Annotated in this window: 13 protein-coding genes; 8 read left to right on the top strand and 5 right to left on the bottom strand. The window is 36.4% G+C overall.

What is annotated here, in order from left to right:
* Positions 1-705 (top strand): RsmE family RNA methyltransferase, encoded by a 705-nt coding sequence (locus ACOXY8_RS00735; RefSeq protein ID WP_458329638.1) that lies wholly within the window; start codon positions 1-3, stop codon positions 703-705.
* On the opposite strand, the gene ACOXY8_RS00730 is transcribed toward ACOXY8_RS00735, so the two are convergent.
* A complete protein-coding gene (locus ACOXY8_RS00730; RefSeq protein WP_458329637.1) occupies positions 706-1,191 on the bottom strand; it encodes a lipocalin family protein in 486 nt (161 codons plus the stop codon).
* A 78-nt stretch (positions 1,192-1,269) separates the two neighbouring features.
* Between ACOXY8_RS00730 and ACOXY8_RS00725 the strand changes: the two genes are divergently transcribed.
* The gene (locus ACOXY8_RS00725) at positions 1,270-2,502 is read left to right on the top strand and encodes a nucleoside recognition domain-containing protein (RefSeq protein WP_458329636.1); all 1,233 of its coding nucleotides are present in this window, start codon (positions 1,270-1,272) and stop codon (positions 2,500-2,502) included.
* A 50-nt stretch (positions 2,503-2,552) separates the two neighbouring features.
* Here ACOXY8_RS00725 and ACOXY8_RS00720 read toward each other — a convergent pair whose 3' ends face one another.
* Positions 2,553-2,969 carry an META domain-containing protein gene (locus ACOXY8_RS00720; RefSeq protein ID WP_458329635.1) on the bottom strand — a complete coding sequence of 139 codons (417 nt, stop codon included), beginning with the start codon at positions 2,967-2,969 and terminating at the stop codon, positions 2,553-2,555.
* 123 nt (positions 2,970-3,092) lie between these two features.
* Between ACOXY8_RS00720 and ACOXY8_RS00715 the strand changes: the two genes are divergently transcribed.
* The 4 genes from ACOXY8_RS00715 (at position 3,093) to ACOXY8_RS00700 (ending at position 7,634) form a co-directional block, all read left to right on the top strand.
* A complete protein-coding gene (locus ACOXY8_RS00715) occupies positions 3,093-3,980 on the top strand; it encodes a DUF3078 domain-containing protein (RefSeq protein WP_458329634.1) in 888 nt (295 codons plus the stop codon).
* 243 nt (positions 3,981-4,223) lie between these two features.
* Positions 4,224-4,922 (top strand): SOS response-associated peptidase, encoded by a 699-nt coding sequence (locus ACOXY8_RS00710; protein ID WP_458330091.1) that lies wholly within the window; start codon positions 4,224-4,226, stop codon positions 4,920-4,922.
* Between the two features lie 265 nt (positions 4,923-5,187).
* On the top strand, positions 5,188-6,936 hold the full coding sequence (locus ACOXY8_RS00705) for a TrkH family potassium uptake protein (RefSeq protein WP_458329633.1): 1,749 nt from the start codon (positions 5,188-5,190) through the stop codon (positions 6,934-6,936).
* Between the two features lie 8 nt (positions 6,937-6,944).
* Positions 6,945-7,634: a potassium channel family protein gene (locus ACOXY8_RS00700; protein ID WP_458329632.1), complete on the top strand. Its 690-nt coding sequence runs from the start codon at positions 6,945-6,947 to the stop codon at positions 7,632-7,634.
* A gap of 458 nt (positions 7,635-8,092) precedes the next feature.
* Here the strand turns inward: ACOXY8_RS00700 and dnaB are convergent, their stop codons facing one another.
* A complete protein-coding gene (dnaB, locus tag ACOXY8_RS00695) occupies positions 8,093-9,619 on the bottom strand; it encodes a replicative DNA helicase (RefSeq protein ID WP_458329631.1) in 1,527 nt (508 codons plus the stop codon).
* 351 nt (positions 9,620-9,970) lie between these two features.
* On the opposite strand from dnaB, the gene ACOXY8_RS00690 reads away from it, so the two are divergent.
* Both ACOXY8_RS00690 and ACOXY8_RS00685 read left to right on the top strand, forming a co-directional pair.
* The gene (locus ACOXY8_RS00690) at positions 9,971-11,341 is read left to right on the top strand and encodes a UDP-N-acetylmuramate--L-alanine ligase (protein ID WP_458329630.1); all 1,371 of its coding nucleotides are present in this window, start codon (positions 9,971-9,973) and stop codon (positions 11,339-11,341) included.
* A 9-nt stretch (positions 11,342-11,350) separates the two neighbouring features.
* A complete protein-coding gene (locus ACOXY8_RS00685) occupies positions 11,351-12,154 on the top strand; it encodes an exonuclease domain-containing protein (RefSeq protein ID WP_458329629.1) in 804 nt (267 codons plus the stop codon).
* An 89-nt stretch (positions 12,155-12,243) separates the two neighbouring features.
* Here the strand turns inward: ACOXY8_RS00685 and ACOXY8_RS00680 are convergent, their stop codons facing one another.
* Positions 12,244-12,729, bottom strand: coding sequence for a hypothetical protein (locus ACOXY8_RS00680; protein WP_458329628.1), 486 nt, complete (start codon positions 12,727-12,729; stop codon positions 12,244-12,246).
* Positions 12,730-12,891: 162 nt separating this feature from the next.
* A complete protein-coding gene (locus ACOXY8_RS00675; protein WP_458329627.1) occupies positions 12,892-13,695 on the bottom strand; it encodes a M48 family metallopeptidase in 804 nt (267 codons plus the stop codon).
* Positions 13,696-13,746: the final 51 nt, after the last annotated feature.

The raw sequence follows: 13,746 nt of genomic DNA, 5'->3' as shown, positions 1-13,746 counted from the left end.
TTGGCAATCTTTTTTAGTCCAAATATTGATGAAAATAGTCTCTTTTTAGATGAAGAAGAGGCTCGCCACTGTGTAAAAGTATTACGCAAAAAAGTAGGTGATAAAATCGAAATTCGAGACGGTAAGGGAAAAATAGCGGGAGGAATAATAAAGAAATTAGATATCAAAACTTGTGAAGTAGATATCACGAATGTTGAGCTTGTCCCACCCAAAACCTCTCGCATTCATTTGGCCGTATCGCCCACTAAAAATCAAGATCGAATTGAATGGCTATTAGAAAAGGCAATTGAAATTGGCTTGGATGAAATCTCTTTTCCTATAACTGATCGTACAGAAAGACCTCGATTAAAGATGCCAAGATTGGAAAAAATTGCTCTCGCAGCTCTTAAACAATCACAACAAGCTTGGCTTTGTAAAATAAATGATCCTAAGCCATTTAAAGAATTTTTGAAAGAGACTAATCAATGGGAGGATAAATTCATCGCCTACTTGGGAATGGAAACGATTGGGCATATTCACCATCACATCAATCGCCAGAATGATACCCTTGTATTAATTGGTCCGGAGGGAGATTTTACAGAAAATGAAATTAAACAAGCTTTCGATTCTGGCTTCAAAGGGGTGACTTTAGGTGAAAATAGACTTAGAACTGAAACAGCTGCATTGTATGCTATCACATCTTTTCAGCTTAAAGCCTACTCCTAATTATTTTTCCTCTTCCTCAAATTCCACCCGCACATATTCCCTTATTTCTTGCGAAGTGGATTCACCATTTTGTACAGTTCTTACTAACCTCAGAGAAAAAGGAGAAATATTTTCTATTTGATAAGTGTGCGAAATTATTTCACTGAAATTAAGAATTAGCCTACGATCATTGGTTTCTTCATTCACCATCACTTCCCATGTGCCTGAATTAATTACGCCGCCATCGGCTGTACAAAATGGTGCAATATCAATGTTTTGAAAAACATTATTAGTTCTGTAGAAAGCAAGTAAACTCGCTTGTTCACATTCACTTAGAGTAACTCTATTTCCATTTTCTATAAGTATATCCAATTGCCATGCGGCTGAGTCCAGTCCGGTGATGATATTCTCAATTTCTTCTGGAAAAAAGGCTGGCTCATGATCTTGCAAACAAGCTGTAACTGCAAATAAACTCACCAAGGCAATGGCTATAAAAACTCTAAGCATACCGCAAAATTAAGATGATTTACTAATAACCTCATAGATGTCTTAAAATTCCTTAATTTTAGCAAATTGATTTGATACATGACCTTAAATTATATCTGGATAGGCTTTTTTCTGATCGCCTTCGTAGTAGCTCTTGTCAAACTAATCTTTTTTGGAGATGCAGAAGTCTTTCCAAATATCGTCGGTGCCACATTCGATATGGCCAAAACGGGTTTTGAGATTTCTTTATTCTTAACGGGCATTATTTCTCTTTGGTTGGGAATAATGAGAGTAGGCGAAAAAGGTGGAATCATTGCTGTATTGAGCAAAGCCGTTTCTCCACTATTTGCTCGAATTTTCCCTGAAATCCCCCGCAATCACCCGGTATTCGGGCCAATGTTGATGAACTTCTCGATGAATTTTCTTGGGCTGGATAATGCAGCAACTCCTCTTGGCTTAAAAGCTATGGAGGGAATGCAAGAACTTAATCCTCAAAAAGATACTGCAAGCAATTCTCAAATCATGTTCTTGGTCTTAAATACTTCTGGACTTACGGCAATTCCCATTAGTATTATGGTTTACCGAGCTCAATTGGGAGCAGCCGATCCGGCAGATATTTTCATTCCAATATTATTGGCTACCTATATTTCTACCCTTGTGGGCTTAATTACAGTAGCCCTATTTCAAAAAATAAATTTACTCAACCCTATTATTCTATTGTATTTAGGGGGCTTTACCTTATTTGTTGCATTCGTTATCTATTGGTTTGCAGGTATGCCTCAAGATCAACTGAGTAGACTATCTGGTATCATAAGTAACTTCATATTATTCAGTATTATCATTGCTTTCCTACTAATGGGAATGAGAGCGAAGATCAATGTTTACGAGGCATTTATTGATGGGGCCAAAGAAGGCTTCAAAATGGCTGTAATGATTATTCCATATTTAATTGCCATGCTGGTAGCAATTGGTGTGTTCCGTGCTAGTGGTGCAATGGATTATTTGGTAGATGGCACAGCTTATTTGGTTGGACTTACTGGTTTGAACACCGATTTCGTGGGAGCTTTGCCAACGGCCATTATGAAACCACTAAGTGGAAGCGGTGCAAGAGGAATGATGCTAGAAACTATGCAAACTTATGGTGCAGATTCATTCCAAGGCAGATTAGCTTCTATCATGCAAGGAAGTACTGAGACTACATTATATGTGGTTGCAGTGTATTTTGGTGCTGTAAATATTCGGAAAACGCGCTACGCAATTACTGCTGGACTTATTGCCGATTTGGCGGGATTGATAGCCGCTGTATTTATTGGCTATATGTTCTTTGGATAAGACGGGAGGTAAAAATAAAGGTGGCCAAAAGCCACCTCTAAGTATTATTATTACTTTTTTACAAATGTCATAAGAGTTTCTGCTCCTTGAAGTAGTATCATTTCGCTACCATCGAATTTCACATTGTTGGCTCGTTCGAGTACGTTTAAAAATTGAGCTTCACTTACACCTTCACAAGCCATTCTTGTTGCGGCAATATCTCTGATATCCAGACCTGTTTCTGTAAGGTTGTAGGTAGAGAAGAAAGTATTACAGCCCCCAAAGCCTGTAACATTTCCATCCTCTTTGAATGAAATGCTCGGAATTCCTCTCGTAAAATTCATCGGATTAATATCTGTACCTAAAATACTCTTTACTTCCCATTCATTGGCTATAAGCTTTTTCACTGAAGCTCCTCCAGAATTTAAAATTGAGCAAGATGTTGTGGCAATAAATAAAACTGCAATTGAAAAAATGATTCTTTTCATAATGGAATAATTGAAATATGATTTGTATATAATTGTTTAAACATTAAAATTTCTATAAGGTTATTCGGATATTTGCCCTCCGAAAATTTTAGATACATTTATTAAAACAAAATACTGATAATCATGTACTTGAGAAATTTACCTCCCGCATTATTTTCAATTTTAATTGCCCTCTTCATTTCATTTGGTGCTCAAGCTCAAGAAGAAACAGAAAAGGATACCACTTATTGGACAACAAAATATTCCTTTGGTGTCAACCTAAACCAATCAGCATTTTCAGATAATTGGACAGGTGGTGGAGTTAGCTCTATTGCGATTGGAACTGCCTTTAACCTGAAACCTTCTTATCGCAAAGGCAAAATTTCATGGAACAATGAATTCGATTTCATTTACGGTGCCATCCGTAACAAAGGGCAAAGTGCAAGAAAATCTGCGGATAGAATATTGCTCGATTCTAAAGTTGGTTATGATATCGGCGAAAAGCTAAATCTCTTTTTTAGCGCCAATTTTCTAACTCAATTTGCACCAGGTTACAATTTCGAAACTGTACAAGACGAAGAAGTGCGAACAACTATTTCCAAATTTATGAATCCAGGATACTTAACTTATGGCTTAGGTTTGGAATATGTACCAACCTCTTACCTCAAAGTTAGGATCTCTCCTATTTCACCCAGACATACTTTTGTAACTGATACAACTCTATATAATAACGTACCCAAAAATTATGGTGTCCCAATTGGTGAAACGGTCAGAAATGAATGGGGTGGGTTCCAGTTATGGTCAGACTTTGATAAGGATGTAATGGAAAATCTGAACATCAAAACGAGATACTTTATGTTTGGCAATTACGAAACGGGCAAGCTCGATCATAGAGTTGATTTTATCTTAACGGCAAAAGTAAATAAATTCTTAAATGTAAATCTAAGTGCGATAATGCTATACGATGAAGATCAAGCAGATAAAGTGCAGTTTAGTCAAGTATTAGGTATTGGATTTTTGCTGAAAAACTAGACCATCTTAAATGAATTTAAAGAGCTATTAAATCTGATTTAGTAGCTCTTTTTATTTAATCCGAATCCAGAAAGTCTGAATCCAAAACCTTTTATCAAGGCAAAGAAAGCGGGAGGTAAAACACCTATTTGGGAAGTTGCTAATTGTTGAGAATAAATTGGAAGGCCTTTTCACCATTTGGAAAAATATAATTTGCTCGTGAATATTGGCTTCCGTAACTTCCAATCATTCAATGATAATACTATGTGTGGTAGATATTCCCTTATAGCGAGAGCTGAAAAGCTAAAGAAAAGATTTGATGTAGATGTTACCGAACATTACAAGCCCAAATTCAATGCGGCTCCTACCCAGTTACTTCCAGTAATTACAGCTGATAGCCCAGAGGGATTTTCATTTTTTCATTGGGGAATGTTACCCGCTTGGTCTAACAACAAAGCAGTGAGCACCAAACTAATAAATGCTCGTGCTGAAACCGTTGCAGAAAAAGCCTCATTCAAATTAGCCTTTCAGAGAAGACGCTGTCTAATACCAGCAGATGGATTCTACGAATGGAAGGCGCTTGGCAAGAAAACAAAAGTACCCTATCGATTTGTAATCGATAATTTGGAGCCTTTTGCATTTGCAGGTATTTGGGAGGAATTTGAAACTGAAAATGGGGAAATGCAGCATACCTTCACTATTATTACCACTCAGGCCAATGATTTGGTCATGCCAATCCATGATAGAATGCCTGTAATTCTCACTCCAGAAACAGAGAAAATATGGATGAACAAATCAGCGAATATCAATGACCTGATAGCTATACTGAAACCCTATGATGAAGATAAAATGGAAGCCTACACCGTTTCCTCAAGAGTAAACAACGCAGCCAACGACGACCCAGAAATTATAAAACACACTCCTCCCGCCGATCAGTTTGGGAATTATACTTTGTTTGGGTGAGGGATTTCAAATCTTAAAATAAATAAAGCTGGCTTTATAAATGAGAATCGATTTCATTCTGCCTCATCGGTCTTTAAATCTTTACTTGCGCAGTCTTAACTATTTCTTAATAGGAATTCAATTGCAACATTGAAAAAGGTTTTAAAGAAAACAGTTTAGGATTTTCCTCAAATTTGGGTTAAATATGCAGCTTTACTTTTTATATAAAAGTTATGACTAGGCTGAAACAACATTGCTCGAATAATAGCAGCAATAAATATGAAGTATGAATTTTAATTTTAAACTACTTTATAGAATTGCCTTTTTTACCAGCCTAATAGGTCTAGTTGCTATTGTATCCGATTTTGGATTTCCTCAAACAGACCTCACTCAAAACATTTTAGATTGGTTTTATTTCTTTGTATTGGGTGTTGGCTTATTCTCTACTTTTACTCGCTACATCAAAAATTCTGCATTACTAAAAAGGAAGGTTTTCATTTTTGATCTCTTATCCATCCTTTTTACATTTTGGATATTCTATTTGTTCTTATTTGTAGGTGTTCCATTCGAAACCGATTTACTGCTGGAGAATCCCATTTGGGTCAAAATAGCTGTATTCCTTACGTTTATTCGAGAGTTCTCAGAACTCAAAATAAATTTTAATAGGACAGTTTTAAATCCTGCCCAACTATTTATCCTCAGCTTTTTATTCATCATTCTCATTGGCTCACTTTTACTTATTTTACCCAATGCAACTTATGATGGCATTTCATATTTAGATGCACTTTTCACTTCTACTAGCGCAGTTTGTGTTACTGGATTAATAGTCGTAGACACTGGTAGTCATTTTACAATGTTTGGCCAAACTATCATAATGATTTTGATCCAAGTTGGAGGCTTGGGTATTTTGACTTTTGCCAGCTATTTCAGCTATTTCTTCAAAGGGGGAACCACTTACGAAAATCAATTGGCTTTAAGTGATATGACCAGCTCCAAAACATTGGGCGAAGTATTTTCAGTATTAAAATACATCATTCTTATCACATTTGGGATAGAGCTATTTTCAGCTGTTTTTATTTACTCTAGCATAGATTCTAGCAATTTCGCATCTCAAACAGATCAACTTTTCTTTACTGCTTTTCATGCCATTTCGGCTTTCTGTAATGCAGGTTTTTCCACATTGAGTAATAGTTTGTACGAGGAAGGTTATCGATTTAACTATTACCTCCAAATGATTATAATTTTGACCTTCGTCTTGGGGGGTTTGGGCTTTCCAATTGTTGCGAACGTCTTGACATTTTTAAAGTATAAAATTTCAAACCTTCTTTTATTCTCAGCAAAGAAAACCAAACACAGACCTTGGGTTCTAAACCTGAACAGTAGAATTACGCTAATTACAACTTTGTCAATTTCACTCGTCGCATTTATTGCATTTTACTTTTTAGAATACAACAATACCTTAGCAGAACATAGTCCATTCGGAAAACTTATTACTGCATTATTTGGAGCTACTACACCGAGAACTGCCGGATTCAATTCCATTGACACTGCAGCGATGGCTTATCCAACACTTATAATGGTCTTCATTCTCATGTGGATTGGTGCTTCTCCACAATCAACTGGTGGTGGTATTAAGACTAGTACTTTTGCTATTGCAATACTCAATATTCTAAGCTTGGCCAAAGGAAAGCCTAGAATAGAAGTTTTCAGAAGAGAAATTGCTGAAATTTCGGTAAGAAGAGCTTTTGCAATTATATCCCTGTCTTTAACTGTGCTGGGTTTTGCAATAATCTTAATTTCATTTTTTGATCCCGAATTAGCATTAGTCGATATTGCATTTGAATGTTTTTCTGCCTACAGTACCGTGGGGTTAAGTTTGGGCATTACGGCTGATTTGAGCAGCTCTAGTAAATTTGTAATTATTGTGGTAATGTTTGTTGGGCGAATTAGTATGCTTTCATTTGTGATAGCTGTATTTAAAAAGATTAAACAACGTAACTACAGTTATCCAAAAGAAGAAATTGTTATAAACTAAAAATTAAGATGAAATTCATAATAATAGGTCTTGGTAATTTCGGTGGCTCACTTGCTCAGAAACTAACTGAACAAGGAAATGAAGTTATAGGCATTGATACTAGTATGACTAAAGTAGATGCTTATAAAGAAAAGATTTCTCATACCATTTGTATGGATGCTACTGATGAGTTTACGGTATCTGGCCTTCCTCTTAAGGATACTGATATCGTACTAGTCGCTATTGGCGAAGACCAAGGGTCAAATTTAATGACTACGGCGCTTCTGAAAAATTTTGAAGTTAAAAGACTTATTAGCAGAGCTATTAATCCATTACATGAAAAAGTATTGCGAGCAATAGGAGTTGATGAAATTGTACATCCTGAGGAAGAAACAGCTGAAAGATGGGCAAAAAAATTATGTCTTAACAATGTTGTTGATTCATTTGAACTAAATGATGATTACAGCATTATTGAAGCAAAAGTACCTGTGGATTATGTTGGTAAAACAATACGAGAAGTTAGTTTTAGGAGGGAATTTAATTTATTGGTTTTAACCATTATCAAAAAAGTAGAAGTTAAGAGTGTATTGGGTAAAACTAAAACTGAAACCCAAATTCAAGGTGTTGCCGGAGCTGATAATAAACTTGAACCAGACGATATTTTGGTACTGTATGGCTCCAATAAAGATTTACAAAAATTCTTAAAACAAAAATTGTAATAGGTTGGACTTAATTCTATGAATTTAGGTCAATTATTTATGCAGGCTAGGATTGATTCTTTGATTTTAGAGAATTTAATTCAGCAGTTAATTCGTTCGCATAAAACTGATGATCACTCTTGATTAACAACTTAAAAATCTTTGAAGGTTCAATATTGAAATTATATCTCCTACTATTAGTTAAGTATAAAACATAGGTTGAATACCAAAAAAATACCCAAACGAAGAAAATAGAAACTGAAAATTTAATGATTAAATATGTTGTCATAAATCCCATCAAAAGACTAGTCATTAACCAGTATAATATTTGGAATGGTCGAACATCAATCCTAGTAATATTTACTCTTTTACACATTAAATTATTATATTCTTAACTCCCGTATCTTCCAAAATAACAACTTCGCGATTATTTCTTGTGCAATTCAAGGTAAGATTTTTAATTCGACCTAACTCAATCATCAAAACGGCGACTCACCAGGATTGTCCATATCATCAAAGCCGTCAGGTAGATTCGCTCTGCTTGATAAGGTAACTGAGCCAAGAGGTTTTAAAGGCGCCGCATAGGAAGTTTCCCAATCTGTAAACTTGGTATATTTATCGATAAAGCGGAGGTTCACGGTATCAAGCGAACCATTTCTATGCTTAGCAATAATTACCTCAGCTAGACCATCTGTAGTTTCACCACTTTCTGTTTGCGTAAGTTTGTAGTATTCAGGTCTGTAGAGAAACATTACCATATCTGCATCTTGCTCTATAGAGCCTGATTCTCTCAAATCGGATAGTTGTGGACGTTTTTCACCACCACGATTTTCTACATTTCTACTTAACTGAGATAGGGCTATGACAGGCACATCCAATTCCTTGGCCAAGCTCTTCAGCGAGCGGCTAATCATGGCAATTTCTTGTTCACGGTTACCACCACCACCTCGGCCAGTTTCTGCGCTCATCAGCTGCAAATAATCAATTACAATTAATTCAATATTATGCTGGGCTTTCAATCGACGACATTTCGCTCTTAACTCCAGTATTGATAAAGCTGGAGTATCATCAATAAACAATGGCGCAGTGGCAAGTCGGTTGCTTTTATACACTAACTGCTCCCATTCATGATCAGCGAAATTTCCTTTTTTGAGTTTTTCACTTGGCAGTTCAGCTTCAGCAGAGATCAACCTATTGACCAACTGTACGCTTGCCATTTCCAATGAAAATATGGCAACAGGTCTTTTGAATTCTACAGCTGCATTTCGAAGTACAGAAAGCACAAAAGCTGTTTTACCCATACCTGGCCTAGCAGCTATAATCACCAAGTCGGAGCGTTGCCAGCCAGAAGTTACTCTATCCAACATAGTAAATCCTGTAGGCACACCAGTAAGACCATCCTTTTGCTCTCGTTTGGTTTCGAGTTCATTTAAAGCTTGCTTGAATAGCACACTCATATCCGCATAGTTCTTACGGATATTTGATTCTGAAATCTGGAAAAGAGATTGCTCCATTTTATCAAGCAAAGTGAAAACATCAGTGGTGTCTTCATAAGCATCCCGTTGAATCTCACTAGAAATGTGGATAAGTTCGCGCTTAATAGATTGCTCTGTGATAATACGAGCGTGGTATTCAATATTGGCAGCAGACTGTACTTTGGAGGTAAGTTCTGTAATGTAATATGCTCCTCCCGCCAATTCCAACTTGCCATCCTTTCGCAGCTGATTTGTTACCGTAAGTAGGTCAACCGGCTCACTGTTATTGAATAACTCAAGGATTGCAGAATAAACAGCTTGGTGCGATTCTTTGTAAAAACTTTCTGGTTTTAGTATCTCAATTACTTGAGATACAGCATCTTTCTCAAGCATTAATGCTCCAAGCACAGCTTCTTCCAAATCCAAGGCTTGAGGTGGTAATTTTCCTAATCCTAAGCCAGGATCTAAACCTAACCTACCCTTTTTTCTTTGGCCAATTCTATTGCTCGAAGCATAATTCTCTTTTTCCATATTTACAAATCTATCAGACTTAATCTCAAAGTTCCCCACAAGTTTTAAGTATCTTTTCCACAGGTTTTACCATGTTCTCCCACAGCTTAAACGAATTATCCACATACTTATGCACAGTTATTGGTGAGTAATTAATAAATAAAATCTTAGCTCATTTTACCTAATTTTTTTTTTAAAATCCGTTCCTAATTATTAGGGAATAACCTGAATGAAACCTTATTAGATGTTTGATTCTAACATCAAACATTTGGTGAAATTGAAATAATCAAACCTAAACTATATTCTTTAATCTGATCTTGTAATTTGAACCATTCAGTAATTGTACTAATTTTGGTTAAATAATAAATTCCAATGCTGACAAAAGGAGATAAAGTACATTTCGTGGCGATAGGTGGAAGTGTAATGCACAACTTAGCTATCACTTTGGCCAACAAAGGCTTAATAGTAAGTGGTTCGGATGACGAAATATTTGAGCCAAGTAAAACTAGGTTATTAAATAAAGGTATCCTTCCTGAACAAGAAGGCTGGGATGCATCAAAAATAACAAAAGACCTTTCGGCTGTGATTGTAGGAATGCATGCAAAAGCAGATAATCCAGAATTACAGAAAGCAAAAGAACTCCAAATTCCTATTTACTCTTTTCCTGAATTTATATTGAGTCAATCGGAAGATAAGCAGCGGGTGGTAATTGCTGGCAGCCATGGCAAAACCTCCATCACATCTATGGTGATGCATGTACTGAATTTCCATAATCGTGAGTTCGACTATTTAGTTGGTGCACAACTCGAAGGTTTTCAAACTATGGTTAAATTGAGTGATGCGCCTGTAATTATAATCGAGGGCGATGAGTATCCTTCTTCTCCTGACGATTCGACTCCAAAGTTCTTGAAATACCAACATCATATTGCTTTGATTTCTGGAATTGCTTGGGATCATTTCAATGTGTATAAAGACTTAGATACCTACGTTAAGCAGTTTGAAATACTAGCAGATGCTACTCCAAAAGCTGGCACCTTGATTTGCCTTGAAGAGGATTCAATGGTAGACATTATTTGCAAAAAGGAAAGAGAGGATGTTACTTCTATTCCTTATTCTACTCATAAATATGAAATTGAGAATAATCAGACCTATTTGATTACGCCAAATGGAAAAATTCCTGTTTCGATATTCGGCAAGCATAATATGCAAAATCTAAGTGGTGCAAAAGCCTTGGTGCAGCGATTAGGTATTACAGAATCCATGTTTTACCAGGCAATCAAAAGCTTTAAAGGTGCTGCCAGAAGGCTTGAGTTTCTTGCCAAAAATGATCAAACCTACATCTATAAAGATTTTGCTCATGCGCCTTCGAAAGTAAAAGCAAGTACAGAAGCTCTAAAAGAACAATATCCGAATAGGAAACTGTTGGCTGTTTTGGAACTTCACACTTACAGCAGCCTCAATAAAGATTTCATCAATCAATATCAAAGCTCACTGAATGCTGCCGATGAGGCAATAATTTATTTTAATCCCAAAACGGTTGAGCACAAAAAATTAGAACCACTGTCGGAGAAGGACTTAAAAAATGCTTTCCAAAGGGAGGATATTAAAGTCTTCACCAATTCAGATGAGCTGAGGAGTTTTCTACTTAGTCAAAATTGGGAAAACAAGAACCTTTTACTGATGAGCTCGGGTAATTTCGACAACATAGATTTAACTAAACTTTCACAAGCAATACTTGCTTAAACATTTCAAATGGCTTTAAAATTAAAGAATCCACTCGCAATATTCGATTTAGAAACTACGGGAACGAATACGGTCACAGACAGAATCGTTGAAATTTCCATTGTGAAATTATTTCCAAATGGAATGCGGGAGGTTAAAACACATAAAATCAATCCGCTGATTCCTATTCCAATCGAATCATCCCTTATTCATGGGATTTACGACGAAGATGTAAAAGATGCACCAAGCTTCAAAATGGTTGCAAAGAGCTTACATCAATATTTGCAAGGAGCCGACTTGGGAGGATTTAATGTGATGAAATTTGATATTCCTGTTTTGGTAGAAGAATTCTTAAGAGCAGGGATTGATTTTGACATCAGCCAAAAGAAGATTGTTGATGCACAGCGCATTTTTCACATTATGGAAAAACGTACTTTGGGGGCAGCATATCAGTTTTACTGTGGCAAACCACTAGATGGAGCACATAGCGCTGAAGTTGACACATTGGCAACGGTTGATGTATTGCTTGCACAAGTTGAGAAATACCAAGATCAAACAGCAGTGGATAATTTAGGAAATGACCTTGGAAAGATTACTGGCAATGTAGAAGATCTACACAACCTAAGTACAGGCAAATTTGTAGATTTGGCTGGACGCTTCGTTTACAATGAAAATGATGAAGTAGTATTTAATTTCGGAAAGCACAAGGACAAGCTTGTTTCAGAAGTACTCCAAAAAGAAAGCTCCTATTATGAATGGATGATGAGAGGTGAATTTCCAATGGATACCAAAAGAAAGCTCACTGAAATTAGATTAAAGTCAATTCAATCTTAGAATTTACAATTAACTGATTTTCAATGAAAAATGCCTGATATAATTAAATCTATCAGGCATTTTTATTTAATACGTTTTGTAAAGATTATCTACCAAACAAACCTCAAAGAAAGTGCGGCACCTTCACCCCAAACTCCCTTGTAGCCAGCAATATTAAATTCGGGTTTGTAATCCAAGCCAATATTGATCGGGCTGTTTGGAATGGTATATTCAATACCAAGAATCAAATCCAAACCAAGTACAGTAACATCTTCATTTCCATTACCCCAAGGTCTGTTATTATTTTCTTTGCCATCCCAAAAGCCAATGTGAGCACCACCACCGTAATACCAACGTAGACCTGGAGCATTTGCAATATCATTGTGAATTTCGTAAAGTCCAGTCACCATTAGTCCACTCCAGCGAGTATGCAAAATACCCTCCAACGCTGCTTTGTCACTAACAAAATGCTTCACTGTAAGCCCTTGAGAGAATCCACCTCTTAGACCAATACCCGTGTTATAATCTTGGGCTTGAGCTGACATTGTAATTGCAAGTAATAAACCTGCACTAATTAAAATTGATTTCAACTTCATAATAAAAATGGTTTTTAGGTAAAAAATTAACAACCTGTTTTTAATAATTATAAGAAACAGGTAAAAAATATTTTATTTATAATTCTGATATCAGAAAGTCAATTATTGATATATCATTAGGCTTAAATTTTCACGAATCTCAAAAAAAAATCTGTGGACAATTTATCGAGTTCCCAAATTAGATTTTCTATAATATTCTTGGGCTTCAGGCATCCAAGCATTCAGATCTCTTAATCGGCGAGTTCCTGAAGGGTGGGTCGATAGAAACTCTGGAGGTGATTGACCTCCCGCATTTTGCATGCGTCCCCAAAATGCAACAGCCTCTTGCGGATCATAACCTGCCATTGCCATGAATACTAGTCCGATTTTATCGGCTTCTGTTTCTTGATCTCTTGAAAAGGCCAACATACCTATCTGAGATAAGCCTCCAACACTTTGATATAGAATTTCTTTTGTAAGCGTAGGATTTTGACTCAAAGCCGAACCCAACATAGACATCCCAAAATTCTGAATCAGTCCCTTACTCATTCTCTCACCTCCATGATTTGCAATTGCATGAGCTACTTCGTGACCCATTACGGCAGCAATACCAGCTTCATTAGCACAAATCGGCAAAATTCCAGTATAAAAGGCTACTTTCCCTCCCGGCATACACCAAGCATTTATGTCGTCACTTTCGATCAAATTAAACTCCCATTGAAAATCACTTAGGTAATTTGGCTGTCCATTGTCAATAAAGTATTGCTCAGCAGCTCTCCTAATTCTGTCACCCACTCTTTTTACTTGAGCAGTTTGGCCACTATTGGTAGATAACTTACTCTCACTTAGAACTTCCCGATAGCTTTGACTTGATAGCGGGATTATTTCTGAGTTTGGTACAACATTTAATTGTTTACGACCGGTAATTGGCACTGTAGAACAGCCCATGGCCGCGAAAAGGATTGCGAAAAATATTACTCTTTTCATTAGTTCAAAAAATTTCTCCATAGGATGTTTATCAATTAACATACCACTAAT

Source organism: Peijinzhouia sedimentorum, assembly GCF_049340005.1.
Lineage (GTDB): Bacteria > Bacteroidota > Bacteroidia > Cytophagales > Cyclobacteriaceae > CAXBDP01.
This window is presented reverse-complemented; position numbering and strand designations above follow the sequence as displayed.

Bases quoted from the DNA above. Each gene is read 5' to 3' on its own strand.
- ACOXY8_RS00730 (WP_458329637.1), bottom strand. From the start codon at position 1,191: ATGCTTAGAGTTTTTATAGCCATTGCCTTGGTGAGTTTATTTGCAGTT.
- ACOXY8_RS00725 (WP_458329636.1), top strand. From the start codon at position 1,270: ATGACCTTAAATTATATCTGGATAGGCTTTTTTCTGATCGCCTTCGTA.
- ACOXY8_RS00720 (WP_458329635.1), bottom strand. From the start codon at position 2,969: ATGAAAAGAATCATTTTTTCAATTGCAGTTTTATTTATTGCCACAACA.
- ACOXY8_RS00715 (WP_458329634.1), top strand. From the start codon at position 3,093: ATGTACTTGAGAAATTTACCTCCCGCATTATTTTCAATTTTAATTGCC.
- ACOXY8_RS00710 (WP_458330091.1), top strand. From the start codon at position 4,224: ATGTGTGGTAGATATTCCCTTATAGCGAGAGCTGAAAAGCTAAAGAAA.
- ACOXY8_RS00705 (WP_458329633.1), top strand. From the start codon at position 5,188: ATGAATTTTAATTTTAAACTACTTTATAGAATTGCCTTTTTTACCAGC.
- ACOXY8_RS00700 (WP_458329632.1), top strand. From the start codon at position 6,945: ATGAAATTCATAATAATAGGTCTTGGTAATTTCGGTGGCTCACTTGCT.
- dnaB (WP_458329631.1), bottom strand. From the start codon at position 9,619: ATGGAAAAAGAGAATTATGCTTCGAGCAATAGAATTGGCCAAAGAAAA.
- ACOXY8_RS00690 (WP_458329630.1), top strand. From the start codon at position 9,971: ATGCTGACAAAAGGAGATAAAGTACATTTCGTGGCGATAGGTGGAAGT.
- ACOXY8_RS00685 (WP_458329629.1), top strand. From the start codon at position 11,351: ATGGCTTTAAAATTAAAGAATCCACTCGCAATATTCGATTTAGAAACT.
- ACOXY8_RS00680 (WP_458329628.1), bottom strand. From the start codon at position 12,729: ATGAAGTTGAAATCAATTTTAATTAGTGCAGGTTTATTACTTGCAATT.
- ACOXY8_RS00675 (WP_458329627.1), bottom strand. From the start codon at position 13,695: ATGAAAAGAGTAATATTTTTCGCAATCCTTTTCGCGGCCATGGGCTGT.